Annotated in this window: 27 protein-coding genes and 1 pseudogene; 7 read left to right on the top strand and 21 right to left on the bottom strand. The window is 37.9% G+C overall.

Annotation, left to right across the window (positions count from 1 at the left end; translation table 11 throughout):
* Positions 1 to 31 precede the first annotated feature (31 nt).
* Both Sdiek1_RS07145 and fliP read right to left on the bottom strand, forming a co-directional pair.
* On the bottom strand, positions 32 to 886 hold the full coding sequence (locus tag Sdiek1_RS07145; RefSeq protein WP_087438554.1) for a D-hexose-6-phosphate mutarotase: 855 nt from the start codon (positions 884 to 886) through the stop codon (positions 32 to 34).
* On the bottom strand, positions 840 to 1574 hold the full coding sequence (fliP, locus tag Sdiek1_RS07140) for a flagellar type III secretion system pore protein FliP (protein ID WP_087439854.1): 735 nt from the start codon (positions 1572 to 1574) through the stop codon (positions 840 to 842). The genes Sdiek1_RS07145 and fliP overlap by 47 nt, the downstream gene beginning before the upstream one ends.
* A gap of 124 nt (positions 1575 to 1698) precedes the next feature.
* Here fliP and glmU point away from each other — a divergent pair, with 124 nt between their 5' ends.
* The 6 genes from glmU to truA are packed head-to-tail and all read left to right on the top strand — an operon-like array spanning position 1699 to position 7418.
* Positions 1699 to 3003, top strand: coding sequence for a bifunctional UDP-N-acetylglucosamine diphosphorylase/glucosamine-1-phosphate N-acetyltransferase GlmU (gene glmU / locus Sdiek1_RS07135; RefSeq protein WP_087438553.1), 1305 nt, complete (start codon positions 1699 to 1701; stop codon positions 3001 to 3003).
* The gene (coaBC, locus tag Sdiek1_RS07130) at positions 2993 to 4204 is read left to right on the top strand and encodes a bifunctional phosphopantothenoylcysteine decarboxylase/phosphopantothenate--cysteine ligase CoaBC (RefSeq protein WP_087438552.1); all 1212 of its coding nucleotides are present in this window, start codon (positions 2993 to 2995) and stop codon (positions 4202 to 4204) included. The genes glmU and coaBC overlap by 11 nt, the downstream gene beginning before the upstream one ends.
* Positions 4201 to 4923: a hypothetical protein gene (locus Sdiek1_RS07125; RefSeq protein ID WP_087438551.1), complete on the top strand. Its 723-nt coding sequence runs from the start codon at positions 4201 to 4203 to the stop codon at positions 4921 to 4923. Before coaBC ends, Sdiek1_RS07125 begins: the two co-directional genes overlap by 4 nt.
* Before the next feature lie 6 nt (positions 4924 to 4929).
* A complete protein-coding gene (locus Sdiek1_RS07120) occupies positions 4930 to 5658 on the top strand; it encodes a prepilin peptidase (RefSeq protein ID WP_087438550.1) in 729 nt (242 codons plus the stop codon).
* A 29-nt stretch (positions 5659 to 5687) separates the two neighbouring features.
* Complete coding sequence (locus Sdiek1_RS07115; RefSeq protein ID WP_238099231.1) at positions 5688 to 6677, top strand: LptF/LptG family permease; 990 nt, start codon at positions 5688 to 5690, stop codon at positions 6675 to 6677.
* Positions 6678 to 6683: 6 nt separating this feature from the next.
* Positions 6684 to 7418, top strand: a complete 735-nt coding sequence (truA, locus tag Sdiek1_RS07110; RefSeq protein WP_087438549.1) for a tRNA pseudouridine(38-40) synthase TruA — start codon at positions 6684 to 6686, stop codon at positions 7416 to 7418.
* 19 nt (positions 7419 to 7437) lie between these two features.
* Here truA and Sdiek1_RS07105 read toward each other — a convergent pair whose 3' ends face one another.
* The 19 genes and pseudogenes from Sdiek1_RS07105 to Sdiek1_RS07015 all read right to left on the bottom strand — a co-directional run bounded on the left by Sdiek1_RS07105 (position 7438) and on the right by Sdiek1_RS07015 (position 22753).
* Complete coding sequence (locus tag Sdiek1_RS07105; RefSeq protein WP_087438548.1) at positions 7438 to 8670, bottom strand: amidohydrolase family protein; 1233 nt, start codon at positions 8668 to 8670, stop codon at positions 7438 to 7440.
* A gap of 86 nt (positions 8671 to 8756) precedes the next feature.
* Positions 8757 to 9683: a glycoside hydrolase family 3 N-terminal domain-containing protein gene (locus Sdiek1_RS07100; RefSeq protein ID WP_238099229.1), complete on the bottom strand. Its 927-nt coding sequence runs from the start codon at positions 9681 to 9683 to the stop codon at positions 8757 to 8759.
* Positions 9684 to 9758: 75 nt separating this feature from the next.
* Complete coding sequence (locus tag Sdiek1_RS07095; RefSeq protein ID WP_087438547.1) at positions 9759 to 10646, bottom strand: NAD(P)H-dependent glycerol-3-phosphate dehydrogenase; 888 nt, start codon at positions 10644 to 10646, stop codon at positions 9759 to 9761.
* Between the two features lie 12 nt (positions 10647 to 10658).
* Positions 10659 to 12089 carry an Asp-tRNA(Asn)/Glu-tRNA(Gln) amidotransferase subunit GatB gene (gatB, locus tag Sdiek1_RS07090; protein ID WP_087438546.1) on the bottom strand — a complete coding sequence of 477 codons (1431 nt, stop codon included), beginning with the start codon at positions 12087 to 12089 and terminating at the stop codon, positions 10659 to 10661.
* Between the two features lie 15 nt (positions 12090 to 12104).
* Positions 12105 to 12662, bottom strand: a complete 558-nt coding sequence (locus tag Sdiek1_RS07085) for a thiamine phosphate synthase (protein ID WP_087438545.1) — start codon at positions 12660 to 12662, stop codon at positions 12105 to 12107.
* Positions 12637 to 12918 (bottom strand): hypothetical protein, encoded by a 282-nt coding sequence (locus Sdiek1_RS07080; protein ID WP_087438544.1) that lies wholly within the window; start codon positions 12916 to 12918, stop codon positions 12637 to 12639. Before Sdiek1_RS07080 ends, Sdiek1_RS07085 begins: the two co-directional genes overlap by 26 nt.
* Positions 12919 to 12929: 11 nt before the next feature.
* On the bottom strand, positions 12930 to 13607 hold the full coding sequence (locus Sdiek1_RS07075) for a F0F1 ATP synthase subunit A (protein ID WP_087438543.1): 678 nt from the start codon (positions 13605 to 13607) through the stop codon (positions 12930 to 12932).
* A gap of 59 nt (positions 13608 to 13666) precedes the next feature.
* Positions 13667 to 13873, bottom strand: a complete 207-nt coding sequence (locus tag Sdiek1_RS07070) for a 2-hydroxymuconate tautomerase family protein (protein WP_087438542.1) — start codon at positions 13871 to 13873, stop codon at positions 13667 to 13669.
* A 4-nt stretch (positions 13874 to 13877) separates the two neighbouring features.
* Positions 13878 to 15572 (bottom strand): SulP family inorganic anion transporter, encoded by a 1695-nt coding sequence (locus Sdiek1_RS07065; protein ID WP_087438541.1) that lies wholly within the window; start codon positions 15570 to 15572, stop codon positions 13878 to 13880.
* Between the two features lie 8 nt (positions 15573 to 15580).
* Positions 15581 to 16333, bottom strand: coding sequence for a TIGR02757 family protein (locus Sdiek1_RS07060; protein ID WP_087438540.1), 753 nt, complete (start codon positions 16331 to 16333; stop codon positions 15581 to 15583).
* Positions 16323 to 17134 (bottom strand): annotated as a pseudogene (locus Sdiek1_RS07055) (ABC transporter permease). The gene Sdiek1_RS07060 and the pseudogene Sdiek1_RS07055 overlap by 11 nt, the downstream one beginning before the upstream one ends.
* A complete protein-coding gene (gene flgK, locus Sdiek1_RS07050; RefSeq protein WP_087438539.1) occupies positions 17134 to 18981 on the bottom strand; it encodes a flagellar hook-associated protein FlgK in 1848 nt (615 codons plus the stop codon). Before flgK ends, Sdiek1_RS07055 begins: the two are co-directional and overlap by 1 nt.
* A gap of 3 nt (positions 18982 to 18984) precedes the next feature.
* On the bottom strand, positions 18985 to 19413 hold the full coding sequence (locus Sdiek1_RS07045; protein WP_087438538.1) for a hypothetical protein: 429 nt from the start codon (positions 19411 to 19413) through the stop codon (positions 18985 to 18987).
* A gap of 26 nt (positions 19414 to 19439) precedes the next feature.
* Positions 19440 to 19640, bottom strand: coding sequence for a flagellar biosynthesis anti-sigma factor FlgM (locus tag Sdiek1_RS07040; protein WP_087438537.1), 201 nt, complete (start codon positions 19638 to 19640; stop codon positions 19440 to 19442).
* A gap of 61 nt (positions 19641 to 19701) precedes the next feature.
* Positions 19702 to 20010 (bottom strand): rod-binding protein, encoded by a 309-nt coding sequence (locus Sdiek1_RS07035; RefSeq protein ID WP_087438536.1) that lies wholly within the window; start codon positions 20008 to 20010, stop codon positions 19702 to 19704.
* Positions 20010 to 21062 (bottom strand): flagellar basal body P-ring protein FlgI, encoded by a 1053-nt coding sequence (locus Sdiek1_RS07030; RefSeq protein WP_191342090.1) that lies wholly within the window; start codon positions 21060 to 21062, stop codon positions 20010 to 20012. Before Sdiek1_RS07030 ends, Sdiek1_RS07035 begins: the two co-directional genes overlap by 1 nt.
* Positions 21063 to 21119: 57 nt before the next feature.
* Positions 21120 to 21824 (bottom strand): DUF1003 domain-containing protein, encoded by a 705-nt coding sequence (locus tag Sdiek1_RS07025; protein WP_087438534.1) that lies wholly within the window; start codon positions 21822 to 21824, stop codon positions 21120 to 21122.
* Positions 21814 to 22401, bottom strand: a complete 588-nt coding sequence (gene rsmD, locus Sdiek1_RS07020) for a 16S rRNA (guanine(966)-N(2))-methyltransferase RsmD (protein ID WP_087438533.1) — start codon at positions 22399 to 22401, stop codon at positions 21814 to 21816. Before rsmD ends, Sdiek1_RS07025 begins: the two co-directional genes overlap by 11 nt.
* The gene (locus Sdiek1_RS07015) at positions 22391 to 22753 is read right to left on the bottom strand and encodes a hypothetical protein (RefSeq protein ID WP_087438532.1); all 363 of its coding nucleotides are present in this window, start codon (positions 22751 to 22753) and stop codon (positions 22391 to 22393) included. The genes rsmD and Sdiek1_RS07015 overlap by 11 nt, the downstream gene beginning before the upstream one ends.
* A gap of 119 nt (positions 22754 to 22872) precedes the next feature.
* Between Sdiek1_RS07015 and flaG the strand changes: the two genes are divergently transcribed.
* Complete coding sequence (gene flaG, locus Sdiek1_RS07010; RefSeq protein WP_087438531.1) at positions 22873 to 23235, top strand: flagella length regulator FlaG; 363 nt, start codon at positions 22873 to 22875, stop codon at positions 23233 to 23235.
* Positions 23236 to 23237: the final 2 nt, after the last annotated feature.

Raw genomic sequence — 23237 nt, 5'->3', positions numbered from 1 at the left:
GGTAAGTATTGTAAAGTATTCGCGTTGAAGCTTAGGAGCGACACTCCACATGGATCGTTACATGTAAACGATCATCACACTTTAAAGGTTTTGTAATTCTAGCGCTCTCGATGCAGAGCATTTTTGTATAGTCATTTTCGTTCATGTCGGAAAGTTTTTCACTGCCTTCCAACCATGGATTCCACACGACCACATCGCTGTGATTTTCATGCGTAATAGTGATCGTTCGCTCTTTCTCTTGGAGAATCGTTTTGGCATCAGGACGCGTGTAGATACGATCAATCGCACGGTTTACATGTAAAGGTGTTTTCACCTCTTCGCATGGCTTTCCACCGAGTAACGCGTCGATGTAGGTGAGACCTAGTCCCGTAACGTTGACATCATCGATCTGTTTACATGTAAAATAAGAATGGAGGGCTGCGGTGCTCTCTTTGTCTGCCTTTACATGTAAAGAGAGTGCAACCTCTTTTCCTAATACCATCGTAAGATGTGCGTTAAACGCATAAGGCCAAATAGCGCGTGTCGTCATTGAATCAGATAGCTCAAACACTAACTTGATACCCTCTTCATTTGCGACATGCGAGAGTAATGTCCATTCAACAATGCGCGCAAACCCATGAGAAGGGATACCTGCTTTTCCAAACCATGGCCAACACAGAGGAATGCCACCACGAAAGGCCTTGCCTTTTTCAAAAGTGGAAAGATCGGCACACCAAAAGAGTGGCTCGCCCTCTTTAGGCTGAAAATGGATCAGTTGAGCACCTTGTTTTAAGATAGTCGCATCAAAGAGAGGATGGTGCAGTTCAAACCCCAACGCTGTGGTTGTTAGGTAGTGCGTGTTAATGGAAGCTCTCCACGAGTTTTTGTACCAGTAAGTTCCAACCATCAACAAGTACAAAAATAAGCAGTTTGAACGGTAAAGAGATCATAACAGGCGGTAACATCATCATACCCATACTCATTAAGACAGAACTGACAACCATGTCAATGACGAGAAATGGCAAGTAAAGTAAAAAGCCGATCTCAAAGGCAGTTTTAAGCTCACTGATCATAAATGCTGGCATTGCCACGGTCAAAGGAACATCTTCAATGTTTTTTGGGTTTTCAAGGTTACGAATACGAAAGAAAAGCGCTAAATCTTTCTCGCGGGTATTGCGAATCATAAAAGCTTTAAAAGGAGCGGCACCTTTTTCAAAGGCCTCTTGATAAGTCATTTTCTCCGCCAAATAAGGCTTGATAGCGTTTTCATAGGACTCATTCATCACCGGTTCCATAATGAAAAACGTCAAGATCATTGCCAAAGAGACCATCACTTGAGAAGGTGGCATTTGCTGTGTTCCCAGTGCTTGGCGAAGGAATGAGAAAACGATCAAAAGGCGTAAGAAACTGGTCATCATAAAAATAAGAGAAGGTGCAAGAACCAAAATGGTAAGAACAACAAGCAGATTAAGACTGGTTACCAACTGTTGTGGCGAATTGGGCGCACTTAAAGAGAGGTTGACTGTAGGGATTGTATCGGCACCAAAAGCCATCGGCGTCATACAGATCAATAGTACAAGTAAAATTCTCTTCACGTTCTTCAAATGGATTCCTTCAATGTTATCCCATGATTTTAGTTGGTTTTGCGTTAAAAACCATTTAATCTTTAAACAACTTTTCGTTAAAATAGATTTCATCTGATTGTTAGGAACACTATTTATGAATATATCAATTGCAATTATGGCGGCAGGGCTTGGGACACGCATGAAATCAAGCTTACCTAAAGTCCTTCACGAGATCAGCGGCTTTGAAATGCTGTATCACATCATCAAAGAATCACAAAAGATCAGCGACGACATTCATGTCATTTTATACCATCAAGCAGACCTTGTCAAAGAGAAAATGGACCGTCACTTTTCAAATATCCACTATAGCATACAAGACCATCAAAACTTCCCAGGTACGGGCGGTGCGATTCGTGGTGTGAAGCCAAAATATGAGCATTTACTCGTACTCAATGGCGATATGCCACTGCTTGAAGCTGAAAATATGCAAAATTTTACACATTTAGATGCAGACGTGGTCATGAGCGCCTTTACATGTAAAGAGCCCTTTGGTTATGGGCGCGTCATCATGGATGAGTCTTTAAACGTCCAAAAAATTGTTGAAGAGAAAGATGCGACTGCGGAAGAGAAAAAAGTAACGGCGGTCAATGCAGGTGTTTACCTCTTTAAAACTGACTTTTTGAACGAGAATCTTCCAAAGCTTTCCAATCATAACAGTCAAAAAGAGTATTACATCACCGATCTTATTGCTTTAGCCAATGCCGAGAAGAAAAGTGTTAAAGCGCTGTTTGTCGATGAAGCGACGTTTATGGGTGTGAATTCCAAATACCATCTCTCCCAAGCCGAAGAACTGATGCAAGAGCGCATTAAACGTCGTTTTATGGAACAAGGGGTGAGCATGCGCCTGCCTCAAACGATTTACATTGAAGCGGATGTCCAGATGAGCGGCGAATGCAAACTTGAAAACGGTGTTACCCTACTCAAAGGCACGGTTTTAGAAAATGCGCATATCAAAGCGCACTCCGTCATTGAAAAAAGTGTCATTAAAAATTCTGACATTGGACCAATGGCACGTGTTCGCCCTGACTCACATATCGAAGATACGCACATCGGAAATTTTGTTGAGATCAAAAAATCAACGCTCAAAGGCGTCAAAGCGGGGCATCTCAGCTACTTAGGCGACGCCATCATTGATGAGGGAACGAACATTGGATGTGGAACGATTACATGTAATTACGATGGCAAAGCCAAATACCAAACGATCATCGGTAAAAACGTCTTTGTAGGTAGCGACTCACAACTGGTTGCCCCTGTTACCATTGGTGATGATGTGTTGATTGCTTCAGGTACAACGGTCACAAAGAATATCCCAAAAGGCGCTTTAGCCATCAACCGTGAACCTCTTAAAATTATTGAGGGATTCTTTTACAAATTCTTCGGGAAAAAAGATGCGAAATAATCTTCTTGCAGGGAAAAAAATCCTTTTAGGTGTGACGGGAAGCATTGCCATTTACAAAGCCTTAGAGCTGATTCGACTTTTTATCAAAGCGGGTGCTGAGGTTAAGGTACTGATGAGTGAAGATGCCAAACGTTTTATTGCTCCCCTTACCTTTGAGACCATCAGTCAAAACAAGGTTTTACATGTAGAAACCGAAAGCTGGAGTGAAGGGCTTAGCCACATTCACACGGGCAAATGGGCAGACCTTTTTCTCATAGCTCCCGCTTCGGTGAACACCATCAATAAACTCAGTCACGGCATTGCAGACAATCTTTTAACCCAAACGGCGATTGCTTTTACCAAAACGATCGTGCTTGCCCCTTCAGCAAACACCAACATGATGCTAAATCCCATTACCCAGGAGAGCCTTTTAAAGCTCACTTCTCTTGGATACGAAATTGTTGCACCGCAATCCAAACTGCTTGCCTGTAACGATGAAGGGGTAGGTGCGCTTGCTGACATTGAGCAAATTTTCTATCACTGTGCAAGACTGCTTCTGAAAGAAGCTTTTTGGACTGATCGAGAAGTCATTATTACCGGTGGTGGCACAATGGAAAAAATCGATGATGTGAGATGCCTCACCAATTTTTCCAGTGGAAAGCAAGCTTCAGCACTTGCACTCGCTTTTTTCCTAAGGGGAGCCAATGTGACGCTCATTAGCAGCGGAGAAACACCCCAAATAAACGCAATCAACACATTACATGTAAAGAGTACCACCGAGCTTCAAAGTGCCCTACTTTCACAAATGCAATATGTCACAAAAAATGATAAAACTCCGTACTTACTCATGGCTGCAGCAGTCAGTGATTATGTACCGATCAAAGTACATGAAGGTAAGCTCAAAAAAGAAGAATTAGGTGAAACTTATAGCCTTGAGCTTAAACGCAATGTCGATGTCCTTGCTTCGCTTCCCAAACGCGATTTTAAAGTCATTGGCTTTAAAGCAGAAATAGACGAAAGCAAAGCACTGGAAAATGCAGGAAAAATGCTGGAGAAAAAAGGGCTGGATGCCGTGTGTCTCAATATTTTAAAAGATCAAAATAACTTTGGAAGCACTAAAAATGAGATCAGTTTTATTACTCCCTCTCATGTCCAAAAATTTTCACTCGCTGGCAAATTTGAAATTGCTGAACAGATTGTGGAGCACTGTAGCCATCTATGATCTCCACACTTCAAAAATTAGCGGGTCTTGGCTCAGACATTGGGCACACAAGTAGTTCAAGCATTAATTTTAATGCCAATTTACCTGTCAGCATCGAAGTCATGAAGCAGATTGATGCTACACGTTATCGTCTCAAACTTGGGCGCAAAGAGCTGACAACGAAAAGCAGTAAAAACCTCAAAGAGGGACAAAAATATTGGGCAAATTTTTCAGAAAAACAAGGGGGCATCCTTACCATCTCAGCGCTTTATAAACAGCCCCAACTGTTTGAAAAGGATGAGTATTTTTTGCCACTTGATTATAAGCATTTTTTTGACTCAAAAACGTTTTCCTATAACGATTTTAAATCATTTTTACTCAAACAACTGAGTGATGAGACCATTTCCAAAACGCTGTTTAAAACGTTAAGCTACATGCTACTCGCCCTTTCAAAAGCCACGATTCATCTTCCTTTGTCTTATGATGGTAAAAAAGTCATGTTGCAATTCCAAGTTCAAGGCGATGAAACACTTTTGTTTTATATGGCATTGGAACATCTTGGACCCTTACGGGGAATTTTAAGCCCAACAAAACTTCAGATGGCAACGATGTATGAAAAAAGTTTCCATTATTTACAAAAAGAGAGCCCTAAATTGGGTATGATTACACACATTACTCTTCAAGAAGAGATTTCACCTCTTTTTGATCTGAGCGATATAGTATTAGATTTAAAGGGCTAGTAGGTAATGGAAGTTATTTTAATCACACTTTTTGGACTCTGCATTGGATCGTTTCTCAACGTAGCCATTTTGCGTTTGCCCAAAGGTGAGAGCATTTCACTTCCTGCATCACACTGTCCACACTGTTTCCATCCCCTTAAATGGTATCACAACATACCCCTTGTTTCATGGCTGGCACTACGGGGGAAATGTGCTTTTTGCAAAAGTTCAATTTCTATGCAATATCCCCTCGTTGAACTGAGTTCAGCCGTAATATACGGACTCTGCTATGTTCATTTAGAAAATCTTACACAAACTCTTTTGGTGGGTTCTATCTTTTCACTTTTACTTGCCCTTAGTATTATTGATCTTCGCTATAAAGCCGTTCCAGACAGCTTAAGTTTACCAGCACTTTTAATTGCTTTTTGTACAGCAATACCGTTACAATCATTTCAAAATGGACTTTTATTGATGGGTGCATTTACCCTTTTACGCTTCTTAGTTTCAGCACTGACAAAAAAAGAGGCAATGGGTGAAGCAGATAGTATTATCGCGGGTATCATAGGAGCACTTCTTGGTATCAAGCTTGGGCTTGTGGCAATTTATTTAGCAGCCGTAATTGCACTTGTTGCTTTTGTTATTGTACGTAAACGCGGGTATGAATTGCCCTTTATCCCCTTTCTCTCTTTAGGGCTTTTAATCACGTGGTTTTTTGATCTACCAATTTTACATGTAATGGAATTTATCTATGAATAGAGTCAGTCGTTATCTTTTAAAACACTTCAGTGAGCTCTTCAGCTCTTTTATTTTTTATTCTTTTTTTTATCACTTCCGTTGTCTTTTTCATTAAGATTGCAGCGCTTACTGCGATTATTAAAATGAATTTCTTGGAACTTGGCACGCTATATATTTATCTTTTACCCAGAACGATGGTTTACACACTTCCCATCACTTTTTTTATTGCACTGTGTATTACTCTTTTTAATCTTTCAAAAGAGAATGAGACCATTGTCCTCTTTACCCTTGGCTACAATCCTAAAAAAATAGCACAGCTCTTTTTAACGCTCGCATCAGGACTCTCCTTGGTGCTTTTACTGGATATTTTTGTGCTGATTCCTATTTCAAAGCAACTGAATAACAATTTTATTGAATACAAAAAAGCTGAAGCTAAATTTAATATCAAAGCCAATGAATTTGGTCAAAAGTTCGCTGATTGGCTCGTTTACATTGAACACAGCGATGACACTAAACTCTACAGCGGGGTTACACTCTACCAAGCACCTATGGAAAATGAAGATGAAAAATTGATCGTCGCTACCACAGCAGCGATCGATAATGAAAAAGGTATTCTAAGACTTAATCTTGACAAAGGTAAGATTTTTGAATTTTCAAAAGATACCATTCAGCAGATCAATTTTGATGAGATGCATCTTAATTCTAATCCGAAAACACCTGTTGGTGCGATTCAGAGTATTGAAGAGTATTGGAGTGGCGTTTTTGTCGACCAAAGACGTGCCTATGACCTTGCATTTTTCCTCCTCATAGCCCTCTTCCCCATGGCTTCAACATTGATTGCACTGAGCATTGGTATTGTGACCTATCGTTATAATAAAAGTGGTATTTATGTTGCTATGTTTGTCACGATCTCAACGTATCTTCTGTTGACAACGTTAGTCTCAACATGGCAACCACAATTTGCACCGATCATTGTTTTTGTACTGACTTTTTTCATTGCTTACATCATATATCAAAAACGCATTCGTGCCATCTTTTAAACTCTTATGCGTGTTAAAATCACTCTAAGCTATGATGGAAGCGCTTTTGTTGGCTTTCAAATTCAAAAAAATGAGACAAAAACATGTCAAAGCGTTGCAGGAACTATTACCCGTGCACTTAGACGTGTCAATATTGATGCGACAGTTGTCGGAAGTGGACGCACCGATACGGGAGTGCATGCAACGCATCAAGTTATACATATAGACCTTCCAGTTTTTTGGAATGATCTTGAAAAACTTCAATCGCATCTGAATGGTTTTTTAGCGCCATATATTTTTATTCAAAGTATCATCCCTGTTGACGCTTCCTTTCATGCCCGCTTTAATGCGAAGAAAAGATTGTACCGTTACATACTTTACGATGGTGCATATCAGCCATTTTTGGCCAATTATGCTTTACATGTAAAAGCACTGAATGTGATGAAATTAAATGAATATGCACAAGTTTTTGTAGGGTTTCATAACTTTGAATACTTTAAAAAGCTTGGTGGTGGGACAACTAAAGATGAACGCACCATCTTTAAAGCAGGCGCTTATCGGTATAAAAATTTAATCATTATCTATTTTTTAGGAGATGCTTTTTTACGTTCGCAAGTACGAATGATGTGTGGTAGTTTACTCAAAGTATGTCATAACGAACTCTCGCTAGATGATTTGATAGCCCAACGCGAACGGAAAATGAAAGTGTCCACAACATTGATACCAGCGTGTGGACTCTATCTTTCAAAGGTATTTTACTGATTGAGTCATAACATAGAATTTATTGATTTAACAGTAACGTTCCATCAACAATTACTTTTTTCACTTTTCCATAGAGCGTATCACCAAAATAGAGTGAGTGTTTATTGGTTACTTCATAGCTCTCTTTAGGATCAAACAGCACTAAATCTGCATCAAACCCCTCTTGAATCAACCCTTTATGCTCTAAGCCTAACACTTGAGCAGGGTTCACACAACAAATACGAATAAGTTCACCTAAATCAATCACTTCATTTTTAACGAGGAAGGTGTATACCAGTGTTAAGAACTCTTCAATGGAACCAATACCAAATGCCGCATCTTCAAATGCCACGTCTTTATAAAGGATTGATTTGGGTGAGTGGGCTGATGTTAAAATATCAACCATTCCCTCTTTCAAAGCGCCCACTAAAGCTTTGCGCTCATCTTCTTCACGAAGGGGTGGCATCAATTTAGCATACGTATTAAAGCCATCACAACTGGTGTCATTTTTGGCAAGATGATGAATTGAAACCTCGGCATACAAGTCTGATTTAAGGGCTTTATGTTCTTTGGCAATCTCTAAAGAGCGTTTGGTTGAAAGGGATTTTAACACCACTTTGGCACCGTAAAAATGTGCCATTTCTGAAACTTTAGCCACTTCAGCTGTTTCAGAGATTTTGGAGATGCCTGAAAGCCCCATTTTTGAAGCACTAAAGCCATCATTCATCAAACCATTATCATCAAGGTTTGGTTCATAACACTGTACAAAAAGAGGTCTTTTTTTCATAATCGCATATTGCATGCCACGTCTTAGAAGGTTAGCATTACGATGGGAATCTGCCAAAATGGCTGCAGCACCATTATTAAGAAGCGTTGCTATATTATGCAGTTGGTCTTCTTTTTCATCAGCCAAAGGAGCACTCATATGAAGATTTATCTTGGCTTGATCAATTTTAAATTTGACTAATTCTAAAAGTGTGGCACTATCAAGCCGTGGTGTAAAATCAGACATAACCACAGCTGTTGTAACACCCCCTTTTAGGCAACTAGAAGAGAGTTTATCAATATGTTCTTTGTTAAGAGTGCTATTTGCAAAACGTACATTAAGATCAATGAGTCCTGGAAGCAAGTAAAGCCCATTTGCATCAATCATTTCATCGTCTAAAGAAGTGGTAATATTTTGTGCTATTGAAACAATTTTACCTTCTTTAATCAGTACATCTTTAGGAATAAGTCCCTCATTCGTGTGTACTAAAGCATTTTTAATTAACATGGCTTCCTCTCTTTAATAGTTTTTGTTTGAAAAGATTAATGCGCTCATAAGAAATCGCTATACGCTCCTCGCTTAATTCACCATTCTTAATAGCATCTGTAATAATTTTTTTGAATTGTCAAAGGAGTGCTCGCATTTTCAGAGAAATAATTAGGCATAATGATAATATCAACTCCTGCATCAATACTTCGAATAATACGCTGTTTAAAATCAATACTGCTGGAAATTGAGCTTGTTCGGAAATTATCAGCAAAGACAACTCCCTCAAAATGCATTTTATCTCTAAGCAATCCTTGAATAACCAATTTTGAAAACAGTGCTGGGTTTTTAGGATCAATCTCTTTTTGCATAATATGTGAGATCAAAACAGCATCCATCTTCCCAAAAGCAATTAAATCATAATAGGGTTTGAGCTGCTCGAAGCGCCATGTATTCGTTACATCTTCTTCGCTGGAAAAATTATTCCAAAGATTAGCGCCCGCCGTAGGAAAATACTTCACAACAGGTGTCACACCATCCGCATGGAGAGCATTGATTAAAAGCATTGCATAGGTTGTCACAATTTCTTCATAACTAGAGTAGCTGCGTTGCACCTTAGGGCTATCGAGATTATCTCGTTTAGGTTGAAGATCTAAAACCGGTGCAAGATCTACATTAATACCTGCTTTTGTAAGATCACTGCTCAATTTTTTATAAAGATCTTCCGCCTCAGCAATATCTTTTGTCTTAAAAAGTCTAGCAGCAGAAGGAATTTCACTAAACCCTTTTTTAGCACTCAATATACTATTTTCACCACCCTCTTGTTCGACAGCAACAATCAGTGGCAATCCTTTTGGTGCTTCAGCTTTTAAATAATCATTGAGTTTTTTCAGTTGTGCTGGATTTTGGATATTTTTATCGGTTAAAAGAATTCCACCAATTTTTTCGCGCTTAATATCTTTAGCAATCTGATCCACCCATTTATCGCCTTCTTTTACCCCTTCAAAACCAATCACAATCATTTGGGCAATCATCTCTTCGAGCGAAGGTGTTTTTGCATACATAAGTGTGGAGAAAAAAAAAGCAGGAAAGGAGAAGCCTAAACATCATCAATCAGCCAATAAATCTTTAACACTGATACGAGGCTCTTTACCTTTGAGGATCAATGCTATTTCATGCGCAATGGGAGTATAAATGGTATGTTTCAAAGAGAGCTCAAAAATGGCTGCAGAGGTAAAAACACCTTCAGCAACTTCACCAAGAGCGATCAAAATATCTTCAAGTTTTTTGCCTTCAGCTAAAAAAAGACCCACACGATAATTACGTGAAAGTGTACTGGAAGCTGTTAAAAACAGATCACCTGCGCCACTCAAACCTAAAAAAGTTTCATCCTGTGCTCCAAAATACTTACCAAAACGGCGCATCTCCACAAGCCCTCTGGCGATTAAACTAGCCCTTGCGTTATTTCCCAACCTTAATCCATCACAAATACCGCTGGCAATGGCGAGAACATTTTTATAAGCACCACAGACTTCTGCACCAATAACATCTTTTGAAGTATAAGTTTTGATAAATGAAGGGAAAAATGAAGCAAACTCTTTAGCAAGTATATCATTAGTAGAATTGATGACAAGAGCGGTAGGAAGCCCTTGTATCACTTCACTTGCAAACGAAGGACCTGAGAGGAAGCTAAGATGATCTTCAGGAACAAAATTTGCAAAAATTTCATTTAAAAATGCCCCACTTCCCTGCTCGATTCCTTTAGCAGCAACCAAAATCTTTTGACCACTAAAGCTAAAATGCGTTTCCAACCAACCACGAACCACTTGTGCAGGAAGTGCAAAAATGAGATATTGACAGGTTAATGCTTCTTCAAGGTTTACAAAATTTTCAATAGATTTTTGTTGGCGCGAAGTAATCTTACATGTAAAATTGCGAGAGAGCGCAAACTGAAGTGCTTGCCCCCATTTCCCCGCTCCAATAACTGCTATGCTCACGCCAATACCTGCTTATACATCAAGTCTAGATTTTAAAAGTTCATTCACTTTTGTAGGATTTGCAGTCCCTTTGCTCTCTTTCATCGTTTGTCCTACAAAGAAACCAAAAAGTTTATCTTTACCACTTCTATACTCTGCTACTTTATCAGCATTGGCACTGATAATGGCATCAATAATTGCCAAAATTGCACCATCATCACTCACTTGTTTCAGTCCAAGTTTTTCAATGGCGTCATCAACATGGGTACTGTTTTGCATCAAATAATCAAGAACCTCTTTTGCCGCTTTGCCACTAATGGTTCCATCTTCAATGCGTTTGACAATAGAGGCTAATTTTACGGCATCAACAGGTGAAGTGGTAAGGGTCACACCATGACTCAAACGTGCTAAAAGCTCTACGGTGAGCCATGTCACAGAGTTCTTGGCTCCTGCACCCTCCTGGATCATTGTCTCATAAAATTGAGCCATTTCAACACTGGATGTAATTACATTGGCATCGTACTCTTTAATACCATACTCTTTAAGGAAACGATCACGCTTTTGATCGGGGAGTTCTGGAATTTGGATACACTCTGCGAGCATATCATCAGGAATAAGCACTGGCAATAGGTCAGGATCTGGGAAATAGCGATACTCTGCACTGTCTTCTTTAGAACGCATACTGCGTGTTTCGTCTTTATCAATGTCATAAAGACGCGTTTCTTGAACCACTTCTCGTTCATACACGCCATCTTCCCATGCATTACTTTGACGTTCAACTTCATAATCAATCGCTTTTTGAATAAACTTAAATGAATTTAGGTTTTTAATCTCTGCTCTAGTATAAAGCTTCGTATCACCTTTGGGGCGAATGGAAACGTTCGCATCACAGCGGAAACTTCCCTCTTGCATATTTGCATCACTGATGTCGAGGTAACGCAAAATCGCATGCAATTTTTTAAGGTACAAAATTGCCTCTTCACTGCTTCTCATATCGGGTTCACTAACGATCTCAAGAAGTGGTGTACCCGCGCGATTTAAATCTACATGAGAGACACTACCATGATGGATGTTCTTACCAGCATCCTCTTCAAGGTGCGCACGAGTGACTCCAATACGCTTCGTTGTACCATCTTCAAAGTCAATATAAATTTCACCCGCTTCAACGATAGGTATCTCAAATTGGCTGATTTGATACCCTTTTGGAAGATCGGGATAGAAGTAATTTTTACGGTTAAAAATAGATTTTTGATTGATGGTCGCATTGATAGCTGTACCAAGCGCGATGGCTTTTTTCACCGCTTCTTTGTTTAAAACAGGCAGTGAGCCTGGAAGTCCTAAGCAGACTTCACACACATTGGTATTGGGTTCGTCGCCAAAGCTGGTGGGGCAACTGCAAAAAATCTTGGTTTTAGTGTTTAATTGAGCATGAACTTCTAGTCCAATAACGACTTCAAATTTCATTAACTTCCCTTTGGATTAATCTAAAAAAAAGCGAATTGAGGCAAAACCGTATACACCAATCTCTTCACAAGCTTTCACTTGTTCTATGTTGATGATGCCACCAAGCGCAAAACATTTAATGTTGATTCTATCATTTATTTCTTTTAACTTCTCTAAACCAAGCGGTTTTCCCTTATTGGGCGTCGCAAAAATTGGACTAAATGTGATTGCATCCGCTCCTCTTTTTTCAGCTTCTTCTATTTCTTCTAAGGTATGCGTACTTACAATCACTTCTAAACCTAAGGCTTTAGCTTTTTCAATGACATGTAACGCAGTAGAAGGTAAATGTACACCATTACATCCTAATGCATGCGCTAATCTAAAATCAGTATGCAAATACAGTTTCGTTTTTGCATCTTGCAAGAAAGCGTTTGCGACAGCTTTGGAAAGTGAGGCATAATCTGAGGTTATTTTATCGCGGAGACAGATATAGTCAGGCTGATATTTTGTCTTTACATGTAAAAGTTTTTGAACAACCTCTTCGGGATTGGAAGTATAAAAAGCAGGATCAGTGATGAGATAGTGTTTGATCATTGAGAGAAAGTTTCTCTAAAAAATGCGTCTGTTTTTTAAGCTCATCTAGTTTATCCAACTGAAGCTGTGCCATCTCACATATAATGGCAAAAAAGCACCCTGCAAGAAAAATAAAAAGCGCAATAATGGAAGCAATGATAAAACCAAAAGGAAGAAAAAGTAGGAAGGTATAACCTCCACCAGCGATTGCAAGAGCCCAAGAGGCACCTTGCAAAAAGCTGAGGAGTTTTTCAAAACACGTTTGTTGGTGTAACAAGAGAATACTTTTTAGTGCTCTTCGCTAATTAAAACAGCACCTGCAAGATAAACGTATGTTAAGATCATAAAAATAAATGTCTGCAAGAATGCAGAGAATGTTAAAAGCGCATAGGCAGGAAGTGGTGCTATCCAAGGAGCAAGCATCAAAACAACTGCTAAGAAAAGATCGTCACCTTTAATGTTTCCAAAAAGTCGGAAGGTTAAAGAGACAATTCTTGAAAAGTGTGAAACAACTTCGATAGGAAACATCAAAGGTGCTAAAACTTTCAATGGTCCCATAAAGTGTGCAAAATAATGAACAACACCGTTTACACGGATACCTTCGTAATTATAATAGACAAACACCATCAATGCAAGTGCTAATGTCATATTAAGGTTACCCGTAGGTGATTCGAAACCAGGAATAATACCAATAACGTTTGCAATAAATACCATTAAACCAATAGTAGCTACTAATGGTAGATATTTACGCGCCAATTCTTCTCCAATGACGTCTTTACCCATAGAGACGACACTCTCAAGATATGCTTCCATGACATTTTGAACACCACTTGGTACCAGTTGCATTTTAGACGTTGCCAGTTTTGCCAAGGCAAGACTGATAACACCAACCAATAAAACATGTGATACAAAGATGAAGTCATGAGTGTGGTTAATAAGACCTAAAAATGTAAACATTTCGCCCATTACACATTTCCTTCGTTAATAATTTGCGTGATTGTACCGATAAATCATTTAATAGTAGTTTAAGGCTTCGGCTTTTTGCGAAGTTCGCTGACCTGTTGCCCACCAATTCCCCAATTATCCATATCCACTTCATCAATCGTAACAACCGTTGTGGCTGGATTTTTACCAAGGACACTCACCAAAAGGTTCGTGACTCCTGCAATAAGCTCTTCTTTTTGCTCTTTCGTTGCACCCTCTTTGGTGATTTTGATATTAACATAAGGCATCTATTTACTCCTTTTCTAATAATCTATGTGCACGGCTAAGTGCCATATCAATATTGTCGGTGATGTTTTCTGTCCCTATTTTTTTCTCAAATCCAAGACGACGTATTTTAAGCTTAATGTGCTCATTAACCCCTGAAAGTACAAGAATCGTTCCATTGCCTTGGCAAAGATCAAAAAATTCATCCAACGCATGAAGTCCTGTTGCATCAATCATAGGTACATGACGCATGCGTAAAATGAAGACTTTGGGAGCTTGACTTACTTCACTAAGGATATTTTTGAGACGATCGGCAACGCCAAAAAAGAAAGGTCCATCAATTTCATAAACTTCAACATCTTTGGGAACAATTTTTTTAGAGATGGCATTTGTATCCTCAACTTCTAAAGGTTCATCATCTTCATCTAAAGGCATTCCAATGGTATTTTTGGTATCCACTATTCCTGTCACATCAATCATACGCTTAATAAACAACAGTCCTGCTAACATAATGCCTGTTTGCACACCGGTATTGAGATCAATCAAAACTGTGAGGAAAAAAGTCATTAAAAGCACAACGATATCATTACGTTCGGATTTGAGAGCAATGGCTTTAAAATGGTGAAATTCACTCATATTCCATGCGACAACAATCAAGATAGCAGCCAATGTTGCTAAAGGGATCAACACAATAAATTTGGAGAACAAGAACATAAAAATGAGTAACATTAGTGAATGTACGACACCTGCAATGGGACTATAAGCACCTGCTTTAATATTCGTTGCTGTTCTTGCAATCGCACCTGTAGCTGCAATACCACCAAAAAGGACAGAGGCAATATTGGCTGCACCTTGAGCCATAAGCTCTTTATTGGAGTGGTGACGATCTCCTGTCATACCATCAGCTACAACACACGAAAGTAGTGATTCAATGGCCCCTAACAGCGCTATGGTAATAGCATCTGGAAAAACAGCACGCACTTTTTCCAGTGAAAAAGCGGGAATAGATGGATAAGGTAAAGTAGCAGGGAGTGTACCAAATTTAGAACCAATCGTCTCCACAGGAAGTTTAAAAAGATACACAGCTAGCGCTGAGAGAATAATAACAATAATGGGCGTTGGAATATGAGGAAAACGATGACGTAATTTAATCAAAAGAGCCATACTCACGGCTCCAATAGCCAATGCATAATAGTTTACATGTAAAAATTCAATAGAGTAAAGTTTCCATTGATCGATAAACTCTGCTGGCATTTTGGCAATAGGAAGTCCCAAAAAATCTTTGATCTGCGAAGAGAAGATAATCAGCGCTATTCCTGTGGTAAAACCAACTGTAACAGGATAAGGAATATACTTGATAATGTTGCCAAGTCTAAAAATTCCCATAAAAAAGAGCATGATACCTGCTAAAAATGTAGCAATGACCAAACCATCGTATCCATGTTTTAAAATAACTGCATAAAGTACCACAACAAAAGCCCCTGTAGGACCTCCAATCTGATACCTACTCCCACCAAAGAGAGAGATGATAATTCCCGCGACAACCGCTGTAAACAATCCTTTTTCGGGACTAACTCCACTTGCTATTGCAAATGCCATTGCTAAAGGCAAGGCAATAATCGCAACGGTAGACCCTGCTACAATATCAGACGATAACTTTGCAACAGAGTACCCCTCCCTTAAAACAGTAAAACTCCTAGGAAGCCAATACTTTATATTCATTCTGAACCTTAAAGAAAAATTTTCTCTTGTCCTAAGCGATAGAGTGCAAAATCGTATTTGACAGGATCACTTGGATCAATCTTTTTAAATGACTCACTCAACTCTAAAACAGCTTTAAAATCATACGTTTTTCGCTGAATTAAGCCTAATTTCTTTCCCAATGCAAAGGTGTGAGTATCAAGAGGTACGAGCAAATCTTTGGTATTAACGCCCTGCCAAAGACCAAGGTCAAGATGATCTTTACGCACCATCCATCTAAGATACATATGCCATCGTTTATAAGGAGAGTGTGGATTTATAGATGGTATTGTACCCAATAAAAACTGATAGCCACGTGAACGGTAAGGATTCAAATCATATAACATGGCTATTAGTGCGCGGAGACCATCCATAACATTAGCACTTTTTTGGTACGCTGAAACAAAAGTGGACTCCAATGAACCTTCTTTTTTAAGACGATGCAATGTGATAAAAAGGGCTTGAATATCTTGAGAATTTTGAAAACGGTAATAATGATGATCTAGTGTTTCCTGAATTGTAGTCTCATCACTATCTAAGAGTGAAAAATTTAAACTTTCCAAAAATTTTATGATTGCTGGAACATTACCATACGCAAACAAAGCACAGATTAACGCACTAAATTCATCATTATAACGAGAAGCAATCATTAAAGGATCAGGGCGATCTAAGGATATTTCTTCTATATGATTACGCTTAAGAGCTTCTTCTTTGAGGCGTTTTGCAATTTGATCAAATGTCATTTAAAATATCTTTTTCATTACTCTTGCTTTGCAAATAATCAGAGAGATTAATGAGCGACAGAGTGACTAAAAAGATCAAAAACCTGGAAAGAAACTAAGCCACCATGCGATGTCAATAACCTCTTTTCCTTCACTAATAATCACACCCCAGCTCATTTGAGGAGGTGTAATACCAATACCCAAGAAGCTAAGGCCACTCTCTGCTAAGATTGCTCCACTGACACCAAAGGTAAAACTAATAAAAAAAATAGGTGCAAGCAAAGGAGCGAAGTATTTAAAAATAATTTTCAACATATTCACATTGGATAGTTTTAAAATTTTAATAAATGGAGCATTCGAAATAGCAAAACTTTCAGAGCGTATCATCCTTGCCATCCCCATCCATCCTGTGATAGAGATAATAAAAATAAGCACCCATACAGAAGCACTCATGTAACTAATCAAAGCTAAAAGAAGAAAAAAAGTAGGAAACGTTAGAAAAAGATCAATTACAATAATAATAAACTTGTCGACATTTTTTTGAAAAAATCCTGCACTAATCCCAATCATCAGTCCCACTAAACTAGAAATCAATGCACTTAAAACACCAATAATCAAAGAGACTTGTCCTCCTATCATCAAGCGAGCAAAAAGATCGCGCCCTAATCTATCCGTACCTAAAAAATGTTCTAAACTAGGGGGCAATAAAATTGCGGAAGGATTCAGATCATAAGCTGATCCTGTATAGAAAGAAGGGAATACAAAACAGAATAGGAAAATGAGCACCAAGATGAAAGTGCTCAAAAAAGGAAATTTTTTCACTATTGTTTAATGCCTAAAAGAGTATCTAACATTTCATTAATGGTTGTAATGATTTTTGCTGCTGCGGTATATGATTTTTGGTACTGTATTAAATTTGCTAACTCTTCATCTTTATTCACACCACTAATGGATTGAAATTGTGTATTAATTGTATTATACAGTGCTTCATTGGTATCATAACTTGATTTAGAAGCGGATGCATCTGTTGCAACTTTTGTTGTAACAGCGCTGTAATATCCTGAAATTGTATCACTCGATACCGATCCACTTTTCCCATAAAAATTGATTTTATTGTATTGTAATTGCAACATAGCATTGGCAACATCCTGATTACCACTGATTGGTGCACCATAGCCTTGTATTAATGAAGAATCTTTTTTATATTCTGCTTTGACATCAATATTGGAAGCGTCTGTGCCTGTAAAAAATTGACTTATACCCACAGTACCAGGAAAGTTTGTTCCTTTATCTTTAATTGCGATTGTATAGCCGTTATTATTGATTGTAGGCGAAAGAGAGAATGCTCCATTGTCTGCAAATGTTGCTTTGAAATAGTCATCAACATCATTCAGCGAATTGTTATCTTTATTATCATCGGTACTTGTATTTATTTGAGTTAATATACTTTTTGAAAAAGTATCATCACCCATGGTTGTGGCATTGTCAATGGTAATCGTTTTATGAGCAACTTCTTTACCGGCACTATCATAAACAATCATATCAAAACTGCCATTTTCAACGTTATTATAGGCATTTTGCAACGAGGTATTACTTTTAAGGTCTAAATTGGGTGTTTGCATACTTTTTTGAGCACTGTTTGCATAAATATTGTTCGTTTCTGTGATAACACTTTGAGCGAAGGTATCAAGATTATTGATATAACTTTGAATCGTACCATCTTGAGGATAGCCTCCATTGACAGAAGGATCAATCACGCGACCTCTAAGATCCAACATGGAACCAATCTTACCACCCGATAACTGCTCCGTTAAGTTATAACGTGTTCCATCTTGAATTTCAGAATAAATAGAATAATAACTACTTCCATTAGAACTATTGTCAATCACAAGCGGATGGAACGTTGAACCATCCACAAGCGTTGCTCCTGCAATATTGAGATAATACTGTGTCCCAGTATCTGTCATATTTGCATCGACACTGTCATTACTGATGAGATTACCTTTTGAAACAGAAAAACCAATTAGATTTGACAGTGTCAATTCTAATTGGTCACGTTTATCACGAAGATCATTGGCATAATTACCTTTTTGAGATTCAATGGTGGCAATTTGTTTATTAACGTCAGCCATCTGCTGACCAATACTATTCACTTCATCAACTGTACTTTTAAGCTGAGTATTCACAGAGTCTTGAAGGTTTCGAATGGTTTCTCTGGTTGATTGAATATCTCCTCCTAAAGTTGAAGCAGCTTGTACTAATGCTATTTTTTGAGAACCAGCTGTGGTATTGGAGGCAAGATTATTCCATTCAGTAAAGTACGATGTTAAATCTTTTGCAATACCTGCATCACTTAAATCTGGAAAATATTTTGCAACTTCTTGAAGTGATTGAGATGAATTTGTATCGTATGAAAGACTTGTAGCAGCACTTCTGAGCTTAGAAAAAACCAATTCATCATGAATACGTACAATAGATGTGACAGTCACACCAGAGCCCACACTCACCCCTTGAGAACTAAGCGCAGGACTTGCACTAAAACTCACTCTTTGGCGTGTATAAAAAGTATTTTGGGCATTGGCAATATTTTGACTCGTGGTTGCCACCGCTACTTGAGCAGCATTTAATCCAGAATTACCTGTATTTAAAATCCCAAATAAGTTACTCATAACTTATGCCCTAACTTTAAGTAAAGATGCGGGTTGATGATCTGATATTTTATAACCTTCCATATCTCTTGGAAAGATACTATCGAGTAAAACATTGTAAAATTGACTGATGGTAACAACGTATTTTGCGTACTGTTTATTACACGTTTTTAATTCTGAAAGTTTCACTTTCATTTGTGCTAAAAGCTCTTTTTGTTCAACACTCAATAACTCTTCTAGAGATGTTTTACCACTTACTTTGAGCATCTTCATGAGTTCATTGTCCAAAAGAGACTTTTTTGTTTCAAAAGACTGAATTAAATCATTTTTAATTTTTGCTCTCTCAAAAACCTCACTATGATTTGCGACTTTAATAGCTGCTATATCTTTTTGTGTTTGTTCAATGAGGTTTTCAATATCTTTAATCGCATTGTGTAAGTAGTGTGTCAACATCTTATTATCCTTTTACATGTAAGGATTTAGATCAACTCTTCCGCGGCTGCTTGAGCAGTTTTTGCTAGATCGACTTTATACGTTCCATTTGCGATCTGCTCTTTGAGTGCGGAGACTTTATCTACACCTTCAGTTTTTTCTGTTTTGTTTATCCCTTTAGATGAATCATCTTTGGGGGCACTTTGTTGTATATACGCCACATTGGACGTCTGAATTTTTGAAATCATTTTAAACCCTTTTTTTGGTTTGGAAGTTCTTAACTACCATATCGTCCAAAATGATAAAACTTTAACGACCTTCTTTTAAATATGTAAATAGCATCTCGCTTAATCCTAATTTTCCGCTTAGAGCATTACTCATTGTATCGTTATACATCGACTTATAAATCTTATCGCCCGCATCTTTCGGGAAAAGGCTATTTTCATTGTTGTCCTCACTGTTGATAGCAATATCAAGAATTTGTTTCACAAAAAAAGCTTCAAATTTATCGGTTTGTTCTCTGAGGGTGGCATCATTTTTAGCATTGGTATCTACATGCTTGATGGCTCCACTATAATTAGCATTGACAAGCGCTACACTGCTATCGGTTGTTTGCATTAGATGATCTCCAAACTAGCAGTAATAGCACCAGAGCGTTTAATATTTTCCAAAATTGAAATAATGTCTTTTGGCTTTGCTCCAAGCTTTGTAAGTGCACGTGCAATATTCGCAACAGTCATGCTCTCTTTTTTGATTTTGATGCGATTTTCAGTGCTAGCAATTTGTACATCTCCACCAATATCCACACTCTTATCATCAAGCGGCACATCACTGGCTTCAATTTTAATCGTAATGTCACCATGTGTTACCACAACAGGGTCAACTTTAATGTTAACACCTGAAACAATCGTTCCAGTACGTTCATCAATGACAATTTTGTCCTCTTTTTCATACTTCACATCAACATCCAATGTTTTCGCTAAAAATTCAACCGTTGTTAAATTTTCAGGACGCATCATACGAATGGTTCTTGAATCCGTAGCTACTGCCACTTTTTTACCAAATTTTTTGTTAAGTTCATTTTGAATTGAAACTGCTGTGTTGAAATTTGCCTCTTTGAGTGAGAGGTTCACATACTCTTGATCATGCAGATTATTTTCGATTTCACGCTCTACAATCGCTCCACCAAAAATATTGGCAGAAGCAGGATGGTTGAGTTGTCCTTTTTCTTTACCATTCATACCACCAATGGTGAGTGAACCTTGTGCGAGAGAGTAAATTTTGCCGTCCACACCTTTAAGAGGTGTTAGAATCAAATTGCCACCTTGTAATGACTTCGCATCTCCAATAGAGGAGACAGAAACATCCACTTTATCACCTTGTCTAGCAAAAGCGGGAAGCTTCGCGGTAACAAGAACAGCGGCAACGTTTTTGGATTTAATATCAGCAGGATCAATTTTGACATTCACTGTTTGTAAAAGATTCGAAAGTGAACGCAAAGTAAACTGTGAAGACGAGCCATCACCCGTACCATTAAGTCCAACGACAAGACCATAGCCTATTAATTGGTTATCACGCACACCAATAACATTAGCAATATCGCCTATTCTTTGGGCATAAAGCGTACTGAGCGCTGAAATTAATACGAAAGATAGTTTGACGATCTTCATCAATTTCCTTTAAATTTGACATTCATGCCAATTCTAAAGCAATTAATGTTCCAAGAGTTATTTTTGATTAACGCGTTGTAAAATATCTTCCATCATATCAATTTGTACTTTCTGAATTTCAAGGAGTTCTTCTTGTTGATGCATAATAAGATGGTCGATTTTTTCATGAAGCATGCGAATTTCAAGTTCGGATTTAAGGTTGATCATATAATCATTTTTGGCACGCATTCTGTCTTTTTCTTCTTGCCTATTTTGACTCATCATAATCACTGGAGCTTGCAATGCAGCAATGCACGATAAAATCAAATTGAGTAAAATATAAGGATATGGATCAAATCCTTGGTTGTGAAACCAATATACATTGACGAGTATCCAAATAATGAGAAAAGAACAAAATGAAAGGATAAATGTCCAACTGCCACCAAAAGTAGCTACTTTATCGGCTATTTTTTGCCCGAAAGTCAAAACAGTTTTATCATCATCTTCTATATTGTCGGTCAGGATAGAGTGATTTTGAAAAGAGTCAATAACCTTGTGCTCTAACGTAGAAAGTTGGCCTAACTCTTGAGTCAAATAATCTGTAATATATTTTTCTCGAAAAATATTGAGTTCGGTATTGGCTAAATAACTTTGTTCATTAAAAGTGGGATTCGCATCTTGGATGTATTTTAAAATGGATCCTCGAATAGCCTTAGAGGAGATCCGCTCCGTTAGCGGAAATGATTTACCAGAAATATCACTAATAAATGTCTTAGTTTTCATTTGAACGATAATAGCTCAAAGCGCTATTCCCAAATTTTTTAGTTTTGTGTAGGGCATAAACGCCGATCACTTCTGGAAGGACGAGACTACTCATATGTTCAATGACAATTAAATGAGCCATTTGAGGAGGAATCAAAGCAATAAGGTCGAGTACCTTTTGGTAAATATCTTCCATCCCATTACGAATAGAAAAAGGCGGATCAAAATAAAAATAGGCTTTACATGTAAGCGTAGAAAGGAGTGTTGGAAAGAGTAAAAAACTGTCACCCTGTAGCGGTGTTGTATGTTTTTCATCAATTTCTTTACAATTATTTTTTAACACTGAAAATGCTGCTCTATCTTTCTCAATAAAATAGGCTTGCTTTGCTCCGCGACTCAGCGCTTCTAACCCCATTGACCCACTTCCACCAAACACTTCAACAAAAACTTCATCCACAATATCATATTGCAGGCTATCAAAAAGAGAACCTTTCAGAATTGCTTTGGTACTTCGTGTGCTATCAAGGGAAGGAAGCATAATCTTTTTACCTTTATATTTACCCGCACTAATGGTTGTAAATAGAGGCTTAATTGCCATAATACCCTCGAATGGTTTGTATCAGTTCTTCTCTAAATTTTTCGGTTAAAACTGTAATTTTTTCTTCTAAATCGAATGCATGTTTAGATTGAGGCATCATATCATCCACATTGCCTTGAAACATAATCAAGCGTTGAAAAAATTTATCAAGCTCAATGAGTAAAGAGGATTTGGAAAAAGGAATGATTAAATTGCCGTCGTTTGAGGAAATATAAAAAATAGGTTTATCAAGTTCAATTTTTTTATCACTAATGACAAAATCACACTGTTTGTAAGGAACGACTAAATCGCCTAAAAAACTTTTAAGTGCACGACTTAGCAATAGCGATTGACAAACTAATGCGACTTTCATAGATAACCCTTTGGATAAAAGATATCGAAATATAACACACTAAGTCTTAATTGTTAAACAAAAACAATTATGTGTCGATTTGGTTAATAGAAAATTATAAAACGTCAAGGAGGGCAATTATGGACATTTTTAGCGCAACCAGCAAACAAGTCGAAACAGCAACCGCTCCCAAGGTATCAAATCCTATACCAACAAGACAAGTTGAGCAAACGGCGGACACGACTAAAGTCAACCAACAACAAAGCCAAGATACTGATACTAAAAAAACCTTAACAGATACCGTTAAAGAACTTAATAAGCAAATGGATTTGCTTGATACCAATCTCACTTTTGGTTTTAATGATAAAATTGATGTAATGTATGTTAATGTAATGGAAAAAAGCACAGGCAAGGTCATTCGTAAATTTCCTACCGATGAAGCAATGAAACTTTCTGAAAAAATGAAAGAGATTGTAGGGATAATTTTTGATAAAAAAGGATAGAT

The sequence above is a fragment of the Sulfurospirillum diekertiae genome (assembly GCF_002162315.1).
Lineage (GTDB): Bacteria > Campylobacterota > Campylobacteria > Campylobacterales > Sulfurospirillaceae > Sulfurospirillum.
The sequence above is the reverse complement of the archived record's forward strand: the minus strand, read 5'-3'. Positions and strand labels throughout refer to the sequence as shown.

What these genes read in the sequence shown, in the direction of transcription:
- Sdiek1_RS07145 (WP_087438554.1), bottom strand. Translation starts at nt 886, where the DNA reads ATGGTTGGAACTTACTGGTACAAAAACTCGTGGAGAGCTTCCATTAAC.
- glmU (WP_087438553.1), top strand. Translation starts at nt 1,699, where the DNA reads ATGAATATATCAATTGCAATTATGGCGGCAGGGCTTGGGACACGCATG.
- coaBC (WP_087438552.1), top strand. Translation starts at nt 2,993, where the DNA reads ATGCGAAATAATCTTCTTGCAGGGAAAAAAATCCTTTTAGGTGTGACG.
- Sdiek1_RS07125 (WP_087438551.1), top strand. Translation starts at nt 4,201, where the DNA reads ATGATCTCCACACTTCAAAAATTAGCGGGTCTTGGCTCAGACATTGGG.
- Sdiek1_RS07120 (WP_087438550.1), top strand. Translation starts at nt 4,930, where the DNA reads ATGGAAGTTATTTTAATCACACTTTTTGGACTCTGCATTGGATCGTTT.
- truA (WP_087438549.1), top strand. Translation starts at nt 6,684, where the DNA reads ATGCGTGTTAAAATCACTCTAAGCTATGATGGAAGCGCTTTTGTTGGC.
- Sdiek1_RS07105 (WP_087438548.1), bottom strand. Translation starts at nt 8,670, where the DNA reads ATGTTAATTAAAAATGCTTTAGTACACACGAATGAGGGACTTATTCCT.
- Sdiek1_RS07100 (WP_238099229.1), bottom strand. Translation starts at nt 9,683, where the DNA reads ATGATTGCCCAAATGATTGTGATTGGTTTTGAAGGGGTAAAAGAAGGC.
- gatB (WP_087438546.1), bottom strand. Translation starts at nt 12,089, where the DNA reads ATGAAATTTGAAGTCGTTATTGGACTAGAAGTTCATGCTCAATTAAAC.
- Sdiek1_RS07085 (WP_087438545.1), bottom strand. Translation starts at nt 12,662, where the DNA reads ATGATCAAACACTATCTCATCACTGATCCTGCTTTTTATACTTCCAAT.
- Sdiek1_RS07075 (WP_087438543.1), bottom strand. Translation starts at nt 13,607, where the DNA reads ATGGGCGAAATGTTTACATTTTTAGGTCTTATTAACCACACTCATGAC.
- Sdiek1_RS07070 (WP_087438542.1), bottom strand. Translation starts at nt 13,873, where the DNA reads ATGCCTTATGTTAATATCAAAATCACCAAAGAGGGTGCAACGAAAGAG.
- Sdiek1_RS07065 (WP_087438541.1), bottom strand. Translation starts at nt 15,572, where the DNA reads ATGAATATAAAGTATTGGCTTCCTAGGAGTTTTACTGTTTTAAGGGAG.
- Sdiek1_RS07060 (WP_087438540.1), bottom strand. Translation starts at nt 16,333, where the DNA reads ATGACATTTGATCAAATTGCAAAACGCCTCAAAGAAGAAGCTCTTAAG.
- flgK (WP_087438539.1), bottom strand. Translation starts at nt 18,981, where the DNA reads ATGAGTAACTTATTTGGGATTTTAAATACAGGTAATTCTGGATTAAAT.
- Sdiek1_RS07045 (WP_087438538.1), bottom strand. Translation starts at nt 19,413, where the DNA reads ATGTTGACACACTACTTACACAATGCGATTAAAGATATTGAAAACCTC.
- Sdiek1_RS07040 (WP_087438537.1), bottom strand. Translation starts at nt 19,640, where the DNA reads ATGATTTCAAAAATTCAGACGTCCAATGTGGCGTATATACAACAAAGT.
- Sdiek1_RS07035 (WP_087438536.1), bottom strand. Translation starts at nt 20,010, where the DNA reads ATGCAAACAACCGATAGCAGTGTAGCGCTTGTCAATGCTAATTATAGT.
- Sdiek1_RS07030 (WP_191342090.1), bottom strand. Translation starts at nt 21,062, where the DNA reads ATGAAGATCGTCAAACTATCTTTCGTATTAATTTCAGCGCTCAGTACG.
- Sdiek1_RS07025 (WP_087438534.1), bottom strand. Translation starts at nt 21,824, where the DNA reads ATGAAAACTAAGACATTTATTAGTGATATTTCTGGTAAATCATTTCCG.
- rsmD (WP_087438533.1), bottom strand. Translation starts at nt 22,401, where the DNA reads ATGGCAATTAAGCCTCTATTTACAACCATTAGTGCGGGTAAATATAAA.
- Sdiek1_RS07015 (WP_087438532.1), bottom strand. Translation starts at nt 22,753, where the DNA reads ATGAAAGTCGCATTAGTTTGTCAATCGCTATTGCTAAGTCGTGCACTT.
- flaG (WP_087438531.1), top strand. Translation starts at nt 22,873, where the DNA reads ATGGACATTTTTAGCGCAACCAGCAAACAAGTCGAAACAGCAACCGCT.